17 protein-coding genes are annotated in these 17394 nt (G+C 65.1%); 12 read left to right on the forward strand and 5 right to left on the reverse strand.

The window, feature by feature from the left end; genetic code table 11:
- Window positions 1-3: 3 nt before the first annotated feature.
- Window positions 4-507, reverse strand: a complete 504-nt coding sequence (locus tag AC07O3_RS34300) for a Csu type fimbrial protein (RefSeq protein WP_495341495.1) — start codon at window positions 505-507, stop codon at window positions 4-6.
- A gap of 316 nt (window positions 508-823) precedes the next feature.
- On the opposite strand from AC07O3_RS34300, the gene AC07O3_RS34305 reads away from it, so the two are divergent.
- From AC07O3_RS34305 to AC07O3_RS34335, 7 genes are all read left to right on the forward strand, one after another.
- Entirely contained in the window at window positions 824-1411 is a 588-nt protein-coding gene (locus AC07O3_RS34305) for an NAD(P)H-dependent oxidoreductase (RefSeq protein WP_489015961.1), read from the forward strand.
- Window positions 1408-2682 (forward strand): amidohydrolase family protein, encoded by a 1275-nt coding sequence (locus AC07O3_RS34310; RefSeq protein WP_495341496.1) that lies wholly within the window; start codon window positions 1408-1410, stop codon window positions 2680-2682. Before AC07O3_RS34305 ends, AC07O3_RS34310 begins: the two co-directional genes overlap by 4 nt.
- A gap of 24 nt (window positions 2683-2706) precedes the next feature.
- The gene (locus AC07O3_RS34315) at window positions 2707-3570 is read left to right on the forward strand and encodes a creatininase family protein (protein ID WP_093059840.1); all 864 of its coding nucleotides are present in this window, start codon (window positions 2707-2709) and stop codon (window positions 3568-3570) included.
- Window positions 3571-3657: 87 nt separating this feature from the next.
- Entirely contained in the window at window positions 3658-4641 is a 984-nt protein-coding gene (locus AC07O3_RS34320) for an ABC transporter substrate-binding protein (protein WP_093059838.1), read from the forward strand.
- 16 nt (window positions 4642-4657) lie between these two features.
- Window positions 4658-5488 (forward strand): ABC transporter ATP-binding protein, encoded by an 831-nt coding sequence (locus AC07O3_RS34325; protein ID WP_093059836.1) that lies wholly within the window; start codon window positions 4658-4660, stop codon window positions 5486-5488.
- Window positions 5485-6297 (forward strand): ABC transporter permease, encoded by an 813-nt coding sequence (locus tag AC07O3_RS34330; protein ID WP_177142370.1) that lies wholly within the window; start codon window positions 5485-5487, stop codon window positions 6295-6297. The genes AC07O3_RS34325 and AC07O3_RS34330 overlap by 4 nt, the downstream gene beginning before the upstream one ends.
- Before the next feature lie 9 nt (window positions 6298-6306).
- A complete protein-coding gene (locus AC07O3_RS34335; protein WP_495341497.1) occupies window positions 6307-7689 on the forward strand; it encodes an FAD-binding oxidoreductase in 1383 nt (460 codons plus the stop codon).
- 3 nt (window positions 7690-7692) lie between these two features.
- Here the strand turns inward: AC07O3_RS34335 and lnt are convergent, their stop codons facing one another.
- The 4 genes from lnt to AC07O3_RS34355 all read right to left on the reverse strand — a co-directional run bounded on the left by lnt (window position 7693) and on the right by AC07O3_RS34355 (window position 11546).
- Entirely contained in the window at window positions 7693-9258 is a 1566-nt protein-coding gene (gene lnt, locus AC07O3_RS34340; RefSeq protein WP_495341498.1) for an apolipoprotein N-acyltransferase, read from the reverse strand.
- The gene (locus AC07O3_RS34345; RefSeq protein WP_007836122.1) at window positions 9258-10136 is read right to left on the reverse strand and encodes a CorC family transporter; all 879 of its coding nucleotides are present in this window, start codon (window positions 10134-10136) and stop codon (window positions 9258-9260) included. Before AC07O3_RS34345 ends, lnt begins: the two co-directional genes overlap by 1 nt.
- Before the next feature lie 99 nt (window positions 10137-10235).
- The gene (locus AC07O3_RS34350; protein WP_093059830.1) at window positions 10236-10964 is read right to left on the reverse strand and encodes a GNAT family N-acetyltransferase; all 729 of its coding nucleotides are present in this window, start codon (window positions 10962-10964) and stop codon (window positions 10236-10238) included.
- 108 nt (window positions 10965-11072) lie between these two features.
- Window positions 11073-11546: an Lrp/AsnC family transcriptional regulator gene (locus tag AC07O3_RS34355; RefSeq protein WP_093059828.1), complete on the reverse strand. Its 474-nt coding sequence runs from the start codon at window positions 11544-11546 to the stop codon at window positions 11073-11075.
- Window positions 11547-11690: 144 nt separating this feature from the next.
- Here AC07O3_RS34355 and hppD point away from each other — a divergent pair, with 144 nt between their 5' ends.
- The 5 genes from hppD (at window position 11691) to AC07O3_RS34380 (ending at window position 17296) form a co-directional block, all read left to right on the forward strand.
- On the forward strand, window positions 11691-12818 hold the full coding sequence (hppD, locus tag AC07O3_RS34360; RefSeq protein ID WP_093059826.1) for a 4-hydroxyphenylpyruvate dioxygenase: 1128 nt from the start codon (window positions 11691-11693) through the stop codon (window positions 12816-12818).
- Window positions 12819-12850: 32 nt separating this feature from the next.
- Window positions 12851-13654: a transporter substrate-binding domain-containing protein gene (locus AC07O3_RS34365; RefSeq protein ID WP_093059824.1), complete on the forward strand. Its 804-nt coding sequence runs from the start codon at window positions 12851-12853 to the stop codon at window positions 13652-13654.
- A gap of 15 nt (window positions 13655-13669) precedes the next feature.
- Window positions 13670-14542, forward strand: coding sequence for a phenylalanine 4-monooxygenase (phhA, locus tag AC07O3_RS34370; RefSeq protein WP_093078303.1), 873 nt, complete (start codon window positions 13670-13672; stop codon window positions 14540-14542).
- A gap of 126 nt (window positions 14543-14668) precedes the next feature.
- On the forward strand, window positions 14669-16363 hold the full coding sequence (locus tag AC07O3_RS34375) for an AMP-binding protein (RefSeq protein WP_495341499.1): 1695 nt from the start codon (window positions 14669-14671) through the stop codon (window positions 16361-16363).
- Window positions 16364-17296, forward strand: coding sequence for an MBL fold metallo-hydrolase (locus AC07O3_RS34380; protein ID WP_495341500.1), 933 nt, complete (start codon window positions 16364-16366; stop codon window positions 17294-17296). It abuts the gene before it with no gap.
- Window positions 17297-17394: the final 98 nt, after the last annotated feature.

The raw sequence follows: 17394 nt of genomic DNA on the forward strand, positions 1-17394 counted from the left end.
CGATCAGTAGTTGACCTGGACGGTCACGGTGTCGGAGTAGTCGCCAGGCGTCACGTTGACGCTCGCGACCGTGGCGAACACGGGGATCGACTGGGCCGCGCCGGTGCCGGTTCCAGCCACGGTGTTGGCGGGCGAGGTGGCGTTGCCCCAGGCCGAGCCGGTGGCGCTAACCGAACGCAGCTGGTAGGGGATGGTGTCCGGGCCGGCCACGGTGGGATTCATAACACCGGCACCGGTAGTGTTGGTGGGGACGCTCGAGGGCTGCAAGCCGATGTTGTAGGGCGTCGACTTGGAGCAGGTCACGCTGATGTTGCTGCTGGCGGACAGGGCAGTGGCGGTGGAAGTGACCGAACCGAAGTTGATGTTCGAGCCCGCACCTGCAGTAACCGAGCAGGCCTTGGTCACGGTGATGAGGACCTGGAACGTGGAACTGGTCGTTGCGGCGACTGCCGCGCTGGTGGCAAAGGCAGCAAGGACGGCTGCAACGATGAGGGAAGGTTTTTTCATGAGGACGGACTCTCGGATATCGAACGGTTGATGAAGAGAGAAATGAGGCCCAAAGTTCACAACTTTGGAAGTGTGAATTTTAGTTAACAATTAGAAGAAAGGGTGTGTGAGTGTTACGTAAAGCGTGGCAACGGCACTCTTCTCGTTGTGTTTTTGCAGACTTCCGTGACTTTTGTTACGGATATCAGAGGCGTTAGGACGAGTTTTCCAACCGCCGCGTCGCTCCGTAACCACGCCTCCCCAAACCGGTGCACCCACACTGGCACGTCGCTTGCATAACCTGACCACTTGCTCTGATTAAGCGGTCAAACACACCATGCGCGTGCTCGTCGTCTACTGCCATCCGGTTGAAACCAGCTTCCACGCCGCCCTGCACCAGGAGGTGCTGAAGAACCTGCGCGCCGCCGGGCACGAGGTGGACGACTGCGACCTTTACGCCGAGGGCTTCAACCCGGTGCTGTCGCGAGAGGAGCGGCTGGGCTACCACGACGTGCCGGCCAACCAGCTGCCGCTGAAGCCCTATGTGGAGCGGCTGCAGTGGGCCGAGGGCATCGTTTTCTGCTTTCCGACCTGGTGCTTCGGCCTGCCGGCGATGCTCAAGGGCTACTTCGACCGGCTCTTCATGCCGGGCGTGGCCTTCGACATCAGCGACCCGGCGAACGTGAAGCCGATGCTCACGCACATCAAGCGCATCAGCGCCGTCGTTACCTACGGCCGGCCGCGCTGGATGGCGATGTACATGGGCGATCCGCCGCGCAAGATCGTCACGCGATACATGAAGCGGCTGACCGGGCAGCGCGCGAAGGTGGACTACCACGCCCACTACCACATGAACATCGCGACCGAGCCCCAGCTCAAGCGCTTCATGGCGCGCGTGGGGCAAGCCATGGCGCGTTTCGCATGAACGCGCCCTCGCTCCTCGACAACGTGCGGCTGCCGCGCTGGCTGCTGCCCACGGGCTGGCCGCAGCGCGACGGCGTTCCCATGCTGGCGCGCATTGCGATCGAAGCCGGCCGCGTGCAATCGGTGCAGCCCGCCACGTCCGCAGCGCCGTCGTCACCATCAGCCTGGAACCTTGCCGGCACGCTGGCCCTGCCCGGCTTCGTCGACGCCCACACCCATCTCGACAAGGCTTTCACCCTGCCGCGCATGAAACAGGTGCAGCCCGGCCTGCTCGGCGCCATCGACGCGATGCTGAGCGACCGCGTGCACTGGACGCCCGACGACGTGCGCGAGCGCGCCGCGCGTGGGCTGCAGTGGGCATGGGAGTGCGGCACCACGCACGTGCGCACGCACGTCGACTGGTGGGAGCCCGACTCGGTGCCGATGGCCTGGCCCGTGATGGCCGAACTGGCGCAGGAATGGGCCGGCAGGGTGCGGCTCGAACAGGTGAGCCTCATCAAGCTGCCGCTGTTCGAAGACGCGGCGCAGGCGATGCGCCTCGCAAAGCAGGTGAAGGCCACAGGGCCGCATGCGCTGCTCGGCGGCTTCGTTCACTCCACCAACTGGAGCGAGAACGCGCTGCGCAACCTGCTGGTGTCGGCGCAGGCCTGCGATCTCGACATCGACCTGCATGTCGACGAAGAACTCAACGCCTCGGCGCTCGGCCTGCAGACCACGGCGCGCATCCTGCGCGAGATCGGCTACGAAGGCCGCGTGGTCTGCGGACACATCTGCGCGCTCGCTGCCCAGCCCGAGGCGCAGGCCTTCGCCACGCTCGATGCGGTGGCGCGTGCGCCGATCACGGTCGTCTCGCTGCCCGCCACCAACCTGCTGCTGCAAGACGCCGTCACCGGCCGCACGCCGCGCCAGCGCGGCATCACTCTGGTGAAGGAAGCACGCGAGCGCGGCATTCCGCTGCTGTTTGCCAGCGACAACGTGCAAGACCCCTTCTGCCGGCTTGGCAGCTTCGACCCTGTCGAAGCGCTGGGCACGGCCGCGCTGGTGGCGCAGCTCGACGAGCCCTTCGACACCTGGTCGCAGGCGCTGTGCCGCAGCGACTGGCTACAGCGCGCACCAGCGCCCGCCACGCCCACGCTGGTGGGCCGCGCCGCCGACCTGGTGCTGTTCACGCAGGCCGACCGCCATGGCTGGCCTTCGCGCACCGCCACCCGCGTGGTGCTGCGCGATGGCCGCGTGACGCACGGCGACGCGACGCCCTTCCTTCCCCGGTAACGAACGAACGCACAAGGATTCCCCATGCTCCACGGCTACATCCCGCCCCACCGCTTCCTGCCCTATCTGAGCTGGACTGAAATCGCCGCGCTGCCCGACCGCGAGAACACCGTCATCGTGCTGCCCTGCGGTGCCATCGAGCAGCACGGGCCGCACCTGCCGTGCTCGGTCGACAGCGTGATCTGCTCGGGCGTGATGGGCAAGGCACTGGAGAAGCTGCCCGCCGAGGTGCGCGCCTTCGCGCTGCCGACCATCACGTATGGCAAGTCGGAAGAGCACCTGCACTTCCCCGGCACCATGACGCTCACAGGCACCACGCTGCTGTCGACGGTGATCGAGATCGGCGAATCGGTGTACCGCTCGGGCTTTCGCAAGCTGCTGTTCGCCAACGGCCACGGCGGGCAGCCGCAGGTGCTGGAAATGGCAGCGCGCGAACTGCGCCTGCGCCACGGCGACTTCGTGATCGTGCCGCATGGCGTGTCGCGCCTGCCGAGTGCGGCGAGCAAACAGGTGAGCGAGCAGGAGAAAAAGCTCGCGATGCACGCCGGCCATTCCGAAACCGCGCTGATGCTCGCACTCGCGCCCGACACGGTGCACATGGAGCGCGCGGTCGCCAACTTTCCGCCGCCCTTCCCGATCAAGCTGCTGTCGGCCGACGGCCGCCCGGCCTGCGCATGGACCGCGCGCGACTTCGGCCCGAGCGGCGTGATCGGCGACCCGACCACCGCCACGCGCGAGCAGGGCGAAGCCATTCTCGACACGCTCTCCGACAGCTGGGTGCAGGCGCTGACCGAGCTGTACGCGCTGCGCTGGGTCGTGCGCGAAGAAGCCACCTGGGAGCGCGGCCATCAACAGGGCTTCATCCAGCAGAGCTTCCAACCGGCCTGAGGTGGGCCTGAGCCCGCTTCTTGCAACGGCCACTTCGCTTTCTCGCTTCTTCTTCCTTCAACTCCCTGCCCTCTAGAGGTTTCCACCATGCGCTCCTTCGCACTGTCCCTGGCCGGCGCCGCCGCCATCGCCTTCCTCGCCGCCGCGCCCGCGCAGGCCGAGGACAAGTTCACCTACATGACCAACTGGTATGCGCAGGCCGAGCACGGCGGCTTCTACCAGGCAGTGGCGCAGGGCATCTACAAGAAGTACGGCCTCGACGTGACCATCAAGATGGGCGGCCCGCAGGTCAACATCACGCAGATGATGGCCGCCGGCCAGGCCGACTGCATCATGGGTTCGAGCGACATCCAGATGATGCAGGTGCGCGAAGGCGGCGTGCCGGTGGTCAACGTGGCGGCCTTCTTCCAGAAAGATCCGCAGGTGCTGATCGCCCACGACGACGTGAAGAAGTTCGAGGACCTGAAGGGCAAGACGCTGCTGATCGGCGCGCAGGCGCAGCGCGGCTACTGGCCCTGGTTGAAGGCCAAGTTCGGCTTCACCGACGAACAGACGCGGCCCTACACCTTCAACATCCAGCCCTTCGTGGCGGACAAGAACACCGCGCAGCAGGGCTACCTGACCTCCGAGCCCTACGCCATCCAGAAAGCAGGCGTGAAGAGCACGGTGCTGATGTTCAGCGACCACGGCTTCCCCGCGTACGCGACCACCGTGTCGTGCATGGATAAAACGGTGAAGGAGCGCAGCAAGCAGGTCGCCGCGTTCGTGAAGGCCTCGGCCGAGGGCTGGAAGAGCTACCTCGCCGACCCGGCGCCCGCCAACGCGCTCATCAAGAAAGACAACCCCAACATGACCGACGACCAGTTGGCCTACAGCGTGGCCAAGCTCAAGGAGATGGGCATGGTCACCGGCGGAGACGCGGCCAAGCTCGGCATTGGCGTGATGACGGATGCGCGCTCCAAGGCGAGCTACGACTTCCTCGTGACCGCGAAGCTGCTCGACCCGGCCAAGGTCGAACTGGCGAAGACCTACACGACCGAGTTCGTGAAAGACGCCAAGGTCCTGCCCTGACAAGCCTCAGCCTTTCATGAATCGCATCGAACCTCACACCCTCGCGCCGCCAACGGCGCCTGCCATGCCCGCGGTGGAAGTGCTCTCGGCCGAGAAGACGTACCCCAACGGCACGCAGGCGCTGCTGCCGGTGGACCTGTCGATCGCCGAGGGCGAATTCGTCACGCTGCTGGGCCCCTCGGGCTGCGGCAAGAGCACGCTGCTGAAGATGGTGGCGGGCATGCTCGAACCCAGCGACGGCCGGCTGCTGGTGTGGCGCAGGCCCGTGGCGCAGCTTCACGATTGCCCGCACAAGCTTTCCTTCGTGTTCCAGTCGCCCACACTGATGCCGTGGGCCAGCGTGCGGACCAACGTGCGCCTGCCGCTTGACCTGGCCGGCGTGCCGCGCAAGGAGGCCGATGCGCGGGTGATGGAATCGCTTGCGCTGGTGGGACTCGAGAAGTTTGCCGATGCGCTGCCGCGTGCGCTCTCGGGCGGCATGCAGATGCGCGTGTCGATTGCGCGCGGCCTCGTCACGCAGCCCGACCTGCTATTGATGGACGAGCCCTTCGGTGCACTCGACGAAATCACGCGCCACAAGCTCGATGCCGACCTGCTGGAGCTGTGGCGCAAGAAGAAGCTCACGGTGATCTTCGTGACGCACTCGATTCACGAGGCGGTGTTTTTGTCGAGCCGCGTGGTGATGATGGCCGCGCGGCCGGGCCGCGTGGTGGAAGAGTTCCGCATCGACGAACCCTATCCGCGCAGCGCCGACTTCATGGTGACGCCCGAGTTCGCGCGCTACGCCAAGCGGCTGCAGGACAGCCTGCTGCGCGCCAGCAGCGCCGACGAGGAGACCGCGCGATGACGAAAGTGAAAGCCACGCCCCTGCTGAACCAGCCGCGCGTGCAGCGCGTGCTTTACCCAGTGCTGATCGGCGTGGTGCTGGTTGCGCTGTGGCAATGGATGGTGGTGGCAATGGAACTGCCACCCTACCTCGTGCCCTCGCCCTACCTGATGATGCAGACGCTGGTGACCGACTGGGCGCCGCTGGGCAATGCGCTGCTGGTCACACTGAAGATCACGGTGCTGTCGTTCCTGCTGGCCACGGTGGCGGGCGTGCTGATCTCGTTCCTGTTCGTGCAGAGCAAGCGCATCGAGACTGCGCTCTTTCCGTACGCGGTGCTGCTGCAGGTGACGCCCATCGTGGCGGTGGCGCCGCTGATCATCATCTGGGTGAAGAACCCGGTGGCCGCCATGACGGTGTGCGCGGCGCTGGTGGCGCTGTTCCCGATCATCAGCAACACCACGCTCGGCCTGCGCAGCATCGACCCCGATCTGCAGAGCTACTTCAAGCTGAACCGCGCGACGCGCTGGCAGCAGCTGGTGCGGCTGCGCATTCCGAGCGCACTGCCGTACTTCTTCGGCGGGCTGCGCATTTCAAGCGGCCTTGCGCTGATCGGCGCGGTGGTAGCGGAGTTCGTGGCCGGCACAGGCGGCTCGGGCGCGGGGCTCGCGTATCAGATCCTGCAGGCGGGCTTCCAGCTGAACATTCCGCGCATGTTCGCGGCCCTGCTGCTCATTTCTCTGACCGGTGTCGCGCTCTTCGTGCTGATGGCCTGGCTGACCAAGCTGGCGCTGGGCTCGTGGCATGCGAGCGAACTTTCCCAGGATTGAACCTTGACCATGAATGCTCCCACCCTCACGCTCGACAGCGCCATCGAGCAGTTGCTGCTTGAACTGCCCGATCTCGACTGGATCACCGATGAAAGCCGCGTCACACGGCTGTCGCAAGACTTCTCCTGGTTCAGCCCCGTCCTCACGCGCCAGCTGAAAGACAAGCGCGCCGACGTGGTCGTGCGCCCGCGCACCGAGGAAGAGATTCGCGCGGTGGTCGGTGCCTGTGCGCGCCGCTGCGTACCGATCACCATCCGCGGAAGCGGCACCGGCAACTACGGCCAGACCACGCCGCTGGCCGGCGGCGTGGTGCTCGACATGACGGGCTACAACACCTGCCTGTGGGTGCGGCCCGGCGTGGCGCGGGCGCAGGCCGGCATCCGCCTGGGCGAGCTGGAGAAGCAGACGAAGCCCACGGGGCAGGAGATGCGCTGCGTGCCCTCGACTTACCGCAGTGCGACGCTGGGCGGCCTGTTCGGCGGCGGCTTCGGCGGCGTGGGCTCGATCAACTATGGGCCGCTGGGTGCGCCTGGCAATGTGCTCGGCATTCGCGCGATGACCATCGAGGCCGAGCCGCAGGTGGTCGAGCTGCGCGGCGCCGAGGCGATGCGCATGCACCACCTGTGGGGCACCAACGGCCTCGTGCTGGAGCTGGAAATTGCGCTGGCGCCCGCGCATCCATGGCTCGAAACGCTGGTGACTTTCGACGACTTCGAGAACGCGCTGAACTTCGCGGACAAGCTCGCGCACGCGCCGGGCATCATCAAGCGCGGCATCTCCTTCTTCGCAGCGCCGATCTCCGACCACCTCGCGCAGCTGGCCGCGCACCTGCCGAAGGGCTGCCACACGGTGCTGTCGCTGGTGGCCGAGTCGAGCGAGCCCGCGATGATGCTGTTGGCGGAAGCGCACGGCGGCACCGTGAGCTACCGCAAGACGGCGGACGAGGTGCAGAAGAGCAACCGCACGCTGATGGAGTTCACCTGGAACCACACGACGCTGCACGCGCTGAAGGTCGACCCGACGCTGACCTACCTGCAGAGCGGGTTCATTCCCGGCAAGCATGTCGAACAGGTCATCGAGATGGAGAAGCTGCTGGGCAGCGAGGTGATGATGCACATCGAGTTCCTGCGCAACGTGGCGGGGCTCATGACCTGCAGCGGGCTGCAGCTGGTGCGCTTCAGCACTGAAGAGCGGTTGAACGAGATCATCGATATCCACCGCGCGCATCAGGTGCACATCAACAACCCGCACGTGAACATCGTGGAAGACGGCAAGGCCGGCGGGCCGTTGCCGCCCGAAGTCATCGCGGTGAAGAAGCGCTTCGACCCGATGGGCCTGCTGAACCCGGGCAAGCTGCGCGACTGGCCGGTGAAGGCTGCGCCCGCCGCCTGAGATTCAGCGCTGGCGGCGGCCTTGCACGAAGGCTGCCGCCACGATGGCCATCGCCAATATCCACAGCGGCCAGAGGCCGAATGGCGCCACCCAGCGCGCATAGGGCGTGAGGCCCCGACGGCCCTCGACGCTGGCTTCGAGCACGCCGCGCGTGAGGCGCGGCAGTTCGTGCGTCACTCGGCCTTCGGCATCGATCACGACCGTGGCGCCGGTGTTGGTGGAGCGCACCATCGGCCGCGCGAACTCGAGGGCGCGCATGCGCGAGATCGACAGGTGCTCGTCGATGGCGACCGAGTCGCCGAACCACGCGATGTTGCTCACGTTGAGCAGGATGGTGGGCGCCGTGGCCTCGTCGCGGAAGTTCGCGCCGATCTCATCGCCGAACAAGTCTTCGTAGCAGATGTTCGGCGCAATGCGCTGGCCCTGCCAGACGAAAGGCGCCTGCGCGAGCCCGCCGCGTTCGAAGTCGCCGAGCGGGATGTTCATCATCTGGATGAACCAGCGGAAGCCCAGTGGAATGAACTCGCCGAAAGGCACAAGGTGGTGCTTGCTGTACGTGTAGGGCTGCGCAGCGCCGGGCTGGAAGCCGAGCACCGAGTTGCTGTAGCTGCCTTGCCCGCCCATCGGCAGGCCGACGATGGCGGCCTGCGTGCCCTGGCTGTAGCGAGCCTGGATCGCATCGAGGTAGCCGGCCGGCAACTGCTGCGGCAGCAGCGGCAAGGCGGTTTCGGGCGTCACGACGAGCGAGGCCTTGGCATCGCGCAGCTGTTCGCCGTACCAGCGCAGCGCAGTTTCTATGCCGCCGCCGGGAATGAATTTCTCGTCCTGCGGGATGTTGCCCTGCAGGAGCGCGACCTGAAGCTTGCCGGTCGAACCCTTGGCGCCCTGAACGTCGCCATTCAGTGATGGCACCAGATGCGGCACCGCGAACACCAGCGCGATCAGCACCAGCCCCTGCGCAAGCTCCAGGCCGCGAACGGGTCGATGCAGCGCGACCAGCGCAACGACCAGCGCAGCCGCGGCACCAATGCCGTAGACACCGACCCACGGCGCGAGCGCGGCCAGCGGACCTTCGACATGCGCATAGCCGCCAGCGCCCCACGGAAAGCCCGTGAACCAGCTGCCGCGCACAAGCTCGGCCAACGTCCACAGCGCAGCGAAGACGAGCGCGCCCGTTACCCGCCCCTTCGGACCGCGCACCACGAACCAGGCAGCAGCCACGGCGTAGTACAGCCCGAGCGCTGCGGCCAGTGCCAGCACGGCGATGGCCGCGAGCGGCGCGGGCAGCCCGCCGTAGGTGTGCATCGAAATGAAGAGCCACCAGAAGCTGCCGGTGAGCCAGGCGGTGGAGAACAGCCAGCCATGCAGGCCGGCCCGACGCCAGCCCGCACCCTGCACGCGAAGGCCGTCGAGCAGCCACACGAACGCACCGAGCGACAGCAGCTGCAGCCACCACAGCGGCTTGCCGCCCACGGGCGAAGCCATCGAAAGCGCCTGCGCGAGCCCTGCGACACCGAAGCCGAGCAGGCGGAACAGGTTGGCGGAAGAGGAAGCCGGCGCGCCGCGCATCAGTCGGCCGCGTCGCCGCCGCGGGCCGGGGACACCTTGAACCAGCGCACCGCGCCGCCCTTGGTGTGCAGCACCACGAAGTCGAAGCCGCCGATCGCATGGTGCTCGCCGCGCTTGGGCACGTGGCCCATCTCGTGCGCGATCAGGCCGCCGATGGTGTCGAAGTCTTCGCTGAGCTGTTCTTCGTCGAAGACGATGCCGAAGGCCTCGGCCACGCGCTCGATGGGCGTGTCGCCCGAAACACGGTAGGTGTGGTCGGCAAGGCCGAAGATGTCGCCCTCGTCTTCCGCAATGTCGAACTCGTCCTCGATCTCGCCGACGATCTGCTCGAGCACGTCCTCGATGGTGATGAGCCCAGCCACGCGGCCAAACTCGTCGATGACGATGGCCAAGTGGTTGCGGTTGCCGCGGAACTCGCGCAGCAGGTCGTTCAGGCCCTTGCTCTCGGGCACGAAGGTGGCCGGGCGCAGCAGCGCGCGGATGTTCAGGCCCGGCGCGCGCTGCAGCTTGAGCAGGTCTTTCGCCAGCAGGATGCCGATGATGTTTTCTTTTTCGCCCTCGTACACCGGGAAGCGCGAGTGCGCGGTGTCGATGATGAGGTGCAGCAGTGCATCGAACGGCGCGTCGATGTTCACCAGGTCCATGCGCGGCGCGGCGACCATGACGTCGCCGGCGGTCATGTCGGCCATGCGCAGCACGCCTTCGAGCATCACGCGCGACTCTGCACCGATCACCTCGTTGTCCTCGGCGTCCGCCAGGGTTTCGATCAGCTCGTCGCGCGAGTCGGGACCGGGGTGGATGAATTCGGCGAGCTTCTGGAGAAAGCCGCGCTTGTCTTCCCGTTCAACGGGAGCGCGTTCAGGGTGAGGGTCGGCCACTGCGGGAGGGCTTAGTTGAGGAGGGACAAGGATACCGGATTGCGTGTGACACGCTCTACCCCACGGCCGGCACAAGCCGGTTGGAGGCGCCGCGTTCCCTCAGGGGGCGGATTTTTTTCGGGCGTCGCGCATGCCGCTGCGCACTTCCTGCAGGCTGGCCAGGAAGGCCCAGAACTGCTTGGCGCGGCTCTTGAGCGCGAAGTCGACCGCAGCGTAATGCTCCAGGGCGATCTCGCTCATGCGGCTGTCGAAGGTGGCGCTGGGCAGTTCCAGGTGGGCTTCGGCTTCGGAGCCGCTGCGCACCACGGTGGCGCCGGCGTTGCGGGCGATCTTCAGCATGGCGGCGTTTTCGCTCAGCGCATGAATGAAGAGCATGCCCACGCCTTCGTTGCGGGCCACGACCACGGCGCGCTCGAACAGGCGGGCGCCGTAGCCCCGGCCACGAGCGTGCGCCGAAACCGACACGCCGAATTCGGCGCAGTCGCTGTGCTCGTCGCCGGGCGCGAAGGCCAGGTGCGCCATCGCGATCAGGTCGAGGCGGCGGTTGTAGATGCCGAAGAGCTCGTCGCGCTCGAAATCGAGGCTGTCGACGTAGCGCTGGACCTGTTCGTCGGCCGCCGCGTAGCCGAAGCGCAGGTAGCGGTCGTGCGGGGTGAGTTCGAGCAGGTGGCGGGCGATGCGCTCCCGTTCGCGCGGGCCGATCGAGCGGATCGGCACCATGACGGGTTGAGGCGCGCTGACGGCGCGTGGTTGCGCTTCAACCATCGGCGCTTTCAGGAAAGAGCCGAGGCCGAGAGACGCTTTGAGAAGGGTCTTGGCGGTAAGCATGGCTCAAATGTAAGGGTTTTCCCTTAAACAACAAGTCCGCAGGGTCAATCGCGGGACACATTCGTGAACCAGTACCGAGGGACGTGGCGCTCACGCAACCAGATGTAGCTAAACCGGAACAGCTGTTGTGGCTTTGACACGGTCCAGCACGAAGCTGGTCTTGCAGTCTTCCACGCTGGGGTGCTTGAGCAGGGTGTCCATGATGAAGCGGCTGTAGTGGGCCATGTCGGCCACCACGACGCGCAGCAGGTAGTCCATGTCGCCGGTGAGCGCGGCGCACTCAACCACCTCCGGCCAGGTCTGCACGCTGGCGCGAAACAGGTCCATCGGGTTGCGCTTGTGGGTCTCGGTGTGCTTTTCGAGCCGCACATTTAGGTAGGCGGTCAGCCCCAGGCCGATGGCTTCGGGCTGGACCAGGGCCACGTAGCGGTCGATCACGCGGTGTTCTTCCAGGCGCTTGACCCGCCGCAGCACGGCGCTGGGCGACAGGCTCACCTGTTCCGCGATCTGGTCGTAGGTTGCGCGCCCGTCTGCTTGCAGCGTGCGCAAAATCATCCTATCAATCTTGTCCAGAGCTTCCATTTCAGCATTCTTGCAGTTTTACTGCGCAAGAGCCACCATGAGCGCCCGGAAACGCAGAAAACCTGAGAGGCATCCACCCTACATTGCATGACCGGCCGATTTAGCGCCTTATTCATTCAATTTCCACCCCACCGGAGACCGCACATGAGCCAAGCCGACGCACCCGCCTTCACGCCCTGGGAGAACCCCATGGGCACCGACGGCTTCGAATTCATCGAGTACGCGGCACCCGATCCGGTCGCCATGGGCAAGGTGTTCGAACGCATGGGCTTCAAGGCCGTGGCCAAGCACCGCCACAAGAACGTGCTGCTGTACCGCCAGGGCACGATCAACTTCATCCTGAACGCGGAGCCCGATTCCTTCGCGCAGAAGTTCGCTCGCGAGCACGGTCCGAGCGTGTGCGCCATCGCCTTCCGCGTGCAGGATGCCAAGCAAGCCTACGAACGCGCCACGGCACTCGGCGCATGGGGTTTTGCCGATAAGGCCGGTCCCGGCGAACTGAACATTCCCGCCATCAAGGGCATCGGCGACAGCCTGATCTACCTGGTGGACCGCTGGCCCGGCAAGAACGGCGCGAAGCCCGGCGACATCGGCAACATCGGCTTCTACGACGTCGACTTCGAGGCATTGCCAGGCGTTGCGCCGGAACAGGCGCTTTCGCCGTTCGGCAACGGCCTGACCTACATCGACCACCTGACGCACAACGTGTATCGCGGCCGCATGAACGTCTGGGCCGGCTTCTACGAAAAGCTCTTCAACTTCCGCGAGATCAAATACTTCGACATCGAAGGCCAGGTGACGGGCGTGAAGAGCAAGGCCATGACCAGCCCCTGCGGCAAGATTCGCATCCCGATCAACGAAGAGGGCAAGGAACAGGCTGGCCAGATCCAGGAGTATCTGGACATGTACCGAGGCGAAGGCATCCAGCACATCGCGATGGGCTCGGACGACCTCTACAGCACCGTCGACGCGCTGCGCACCAACGGCGTGACGCTGCTCGACACCATCGACACGTACTACGAGCTGGTCGACAAGCGCATCCCCGGCCACGGCGAGAGCGTGGAAGAGCTGCAAAAGCGCAAGATCCTGATCGACGGCAAGAAGGACGCGCTGCTGCTGCAGATCTTCAGCGAGAACCAACTGGGCCCGATCTTCTTCGAGTTCATCCAGCGCAAGGGCGACGACGGCTTCGGCAACGGCAACTTCAAGGCGCTGTTCGAAAGCATCGAGCTTGACCAGATGCGCCGCGGCGTGCTGAGCGCCGCAAAATAAGGGCCCCTTCCCTTATTGCTTCTGGAGCCCGCATGCGCAGCTTTACGTCTTCAATCGGTTTGACCTTCATCGCGGCAGCTGCCGCCGTTCTTTCGGGTTGTGCCATGGCTCCGGCGGCCGCGCCGGTGGCCGGCTCGCACCTCGATGCGGTGCAGAAGGCCGCGGTGCTGCGCATCTGCACGCCGGGCGATTACAAGCCCTTCAGCTTCCAGAAGACGGACGGCGCCTTCGAGGGCATCGACGTCGACCTGATGACTGGCTTCAGCGCCAGCCTCGGCGCGAAGCCCGAGTGGGTCAAGACCACCTGGGCCAACCTGCTGCCCGACCTGAGCGCCGGCAAGTGCGACATCGCCGTGGGCGGCGTGTCGGTCACCACCGACAGGCAGAAGCGCGCCTTCTTCAGCGCCCCCTACATGGTCAACGGCAAGACGCCCATTGCGCGCTGCGCGGACGTGTCCAAGTACCAGAGCGTGGCCGCCATCGACAAGCCGTCGGTGCGCGTCATCTTCAACCCGGGCGGCAGCAACGAACGCTTCGCCCGGACCAATTTCAAGCAGGCCAAGCTCACGCTGCACGGCGAGAACGTGACGATCTTCGACGAGATCCTCGCCAACCGCGCCGACGTGTTCGTGACCGAAGCGGCCGAGGCCATCACGCAGCAGAAGCTCAAGCCGGGCCTGTGCGCGATCAACCCCGACAAGCCGCTGCAGTACGGCGAAATGGCCTGGATGCTGCCGCGCGACGACGTGGCCTTCAAGTCGTATGTCGACCAATGGCTGCACCTGCAGCAAGCCGGCGGCGACTTCCAGCGCACGATGGACCGCTGGCTCAAGTAACTCAAGACCGATCTCATGGAAACCCCTGCCGCTGTTGTCACCCCTGCCGTCTACGGCGCCTCGGACCGCCCGCCCCGCGGCGACTACTCGCGCGGCGGCGCGGTGCTGGCCGACTACACCTGCCCGCAGGACTGGGCCAGCTATACAGAAGCCGATCACGACACGTACCGCCGGCTCTATGAGCGCCAGGCAGCGCAGTTGCCGGGGCTGGCCTGCGACGCCTTCATCAAGGCATTGCCTTCGCTCGGCGTGAAGGACCGCATCCCGCGCTTCGAGGAACTCAACGAACGGCTGCACCGCGCAACGGGCTGGGAGATCGTGGCGGTGCCGGGGCTGATTCCGGAGTTGCCGTTCTTCACGCTGCTCGCGAACCGCAAGTTTCCGGTGACCGACTGGATCCGCAAGCCCGAAGAGTTCGACTACATCGTCGAGCCCGACGTGTTTCATGACCTATTCGGCCACGTGCCGATGCTGTTCGACCCGACCTTTGCCGACTACGTGCAGCGCTACGGCGCAGGCGGCATCAAGGCGCACGAACTGGGCGCTGGCGAGAAGCTCGCGCGGCTCTACTGGTACACGGTGGAGTTCGGGCTGATCCGCCAACCAGACGGCCTGCGCGCTTACGGCGCCGGCATCCTGAGCTCGGTGGGCGAACTGAAGCACGCGGTGCTCAGCGACGAGCCGCGCCGGCTGCCGCTGGACCTGCTGCGCACCATGCGCACGCGCTACAAGATCGACACCTACCAGGCCAACTACTTCGTGATCGACAGCTTTGCGCAGCTGTTCGACTTCACGGCGCCCGACTTCACGCCGTTGTACGAGTCGCTGAAGGTCGAGTCCGATATCGAAGCCGGGGTGCTGCTGCCTGGCGAATCGGGCAAGGCCTGAATTCCTGAAGAGATGATTGCAGCCGCGCAGCTATCGCGCGCGCGACAGCACACGCCCGCTCCCTAGGACAAGCCCGCTGGCGGCGGAGGCGCACTGCCTCCCACAATCCGCGCCAAAGGAGCTTGCATGCAGACAACATCCGCGCAACAAAACTATCCGGCCGGCGTGCCGCACGAAATCAATCCCGAGCAGTACCGGTCGTTGCCTCACATGTTCGACGAGGCCTTCGGTCGTTATGCCGATCGACCGTTCTCGGTCTGCATGGAGCGCTGGATGTCCTACGGGGAGCTCGACACGCTGTCGAAGGCAATGGGCGCCTGGCTTCAGTCGCGCGGGCTCGAGCCTGGGGCGCGCGTGGCGATCATGCTGCCCAACATTCCGCAGTTTGCGGTCACCATGTGCGGCGTGCTTCGTGCGGGCTACACCTGCGTCAACGTCAATCCGCTGTACACGGCGCGGGAGCTGGAGCACCAGCTGAAGGACTCCGGGGCAACGGCCATCGTCATCCTCGAGAACTTCGCGGCAACGCTTGAAAAGGTGATCGAGCGTACGCCCGTGAAGCACGTGGTCATGACGTCGATGGGCGACCTGCTGGGTGGGTTGTACGGCGCGTGGATCACTGTGGCGGTGCGCCATCTGGCGAAGCTCGTGCCGGCCTACAAGTTGCCGTTGAGCGATGGGCGCACGGTGACGCCCTTCACCCAGGCCATCTCCGAAGGGCGCGGCCGCACGCTGGGGCCCGATCAGAGCACGCTCGATTCGATCGCGTTCCTGCAGTACACGGGCGGCACGACCGGCCTGTCGAAAGGCGCGGTGCTGACCCATCGCAACATCGTCGCGGCAACGCTGCAGGCCGAGGCCTGGTTCACGCCGGCGCTGTCGCGCGCCGGTGACCTCGCGAAGGTCAACAGCATCGCGGCGCTGCCGCTGTATCACATCTTCGCGCTGACGCTGTGCCTGCTGGTGATCCGCCAGGGTTCGCACATGACGCTGATCCCGAACCCGCGGGACTTCAACAAGTTCATTGCTGTGCTGAAGAAGCGGCCGTTCCACATGCTGCCGGCGGTGAACACGCTGTTCAATGCGCTGCTGATGCACCCAGAGTTCAAATCGATCAACTTCTCGACGCTGTTCGTTTCGCAGGCGGGCGGCATGGCGGCCTCGGAAGGTACGGCGCGCAAGTGGTTCGAGGCCACCGGCTGTCCGATGATCGAAGGCTGGGGCATGAGTGAGACCTGCGCGATCGGGACGAACAATCCGGTATCGAACACGAAGTTCACCGGAACGATTGGGCTACCGTTGCCCAGCATTGAGATCGCGATCAAGGACGATGACGGAAATTCGCTGCCGATCGGTCAGTCTGGCGAGCTCTGCATCAAGGGGCCGAACGTGATGACGGGCTACTACAACCAGCCCGCCGAGACTGCAGCAGCGTTCACCACGGACGGCTTCATGCGCACCGGCGACATTGCCGTGATGCAGGAAGACGGCTACAGCCGCATCGTCGACCGCAAGAAAGACATGATTCTGGTGAGCGGCTTCAACGTGTTCCCGAACGAACTCGAGAACGTGATTTCGTTGTGCCCTGGCGTTGTGGAGTGCGCGGCGGTGGGTGTGCCTGATGAGAAGCAGGGCGAGGCCATCAAGGTCTTCGTGGTCCGCAGGGACCCGACGCTGACCGAAGATGCCGTGCTCCAGTACTGTCACTCGCAGCTCACGGGCTACAAGCGGCCGAAGCACATCGAGTTCCGGGAATCGCTGCCGAAAACCAACGTGGGGAAGATCCTGCGCCGTGAGCTTCGCACCGCTGCAGTCGCCTGAATGAGTCATTCGTCGGCGAGCGCCGGGCTGCCGGCGAATGTCATTGTGTTCGAGCGAGGATGGTTGTCTTCGAACAATGTTCTGTTCGTGGGCGATGAAGAGACGGCTGTGGTCGATACGGGGTATGCGACGCATGCCGATCAGACCTTGGCCTTGGTCGAATCGGTGCTGACGCTGCGGCCGCTCGATCGGATTCTGAATACGCATCTTCACAGCGACCATTGCGGGGGGAACGCGGCGCTACAGGCGCGCTATCCGTTGGCTCGCACGGACATTCCGCCAGGCGAGGCTGCACTGGTGGAGCGTTGGGATCAACGCCGGTTGAGTTTCTTGGCTACGGGGCAGACGTGTCCACGATTTGGCTTTACGGGGTTGCTGCAGCCTGGGACGGAATGCGTGCTCGGGGACAGGCCGTGGCAGGTGCATGCCGCACCAGGCCACGATCCTCATTCGGTCATTCTGTTCGACGCGGAATCACGGACGCTGATTTCAGCGGATGCCTTGTGGGAGAACGGATTTGGCATTGCGTTTCCCGAGTTGGCCGGCGAACCGTCGTTCGAAGATGTGGGCGCTACGTTGGATCTGATTGGGGAACTCGCACCGAAGCAGGTGATTCCGGGGCATGGCGCTGTTTTCGATGACGTCGATAAGGCTTTGTCCGTCGCGCGTCGGCGACTCGATGGCTTGCAGCGCGATCCCGTGAAACACGCACGGCACGCCATCAAGGTGTTGATGAAGTTCAAGCTGCTGGAGGTGCAATCGATCTCTGCCGCGGATTGGAATACCTGGCTGCGGAGTACCGCTTATCTCGAAGCCATTCGATCACGCTTTTTCGGCGCTGTCGATTTAGATCAATTGACTAAGGAGATCTTGGCGGAGTTGGTTGCCGCAGGCGCAGCTGAGATGAGCCCTCCAGGTATTCGCAATACCTAATTCGCTTCCTGATTGCCTCCTCCAAAGCAAAAACCCCCAGTCATTTCTGACTGGGGGTTTCTGGGCTGTAAGAGCCTGACGATGACCTACTTTCACAC

Source organism: Variovorax sp. GW821-FHT09D05, from assembly GCF_059416325.1.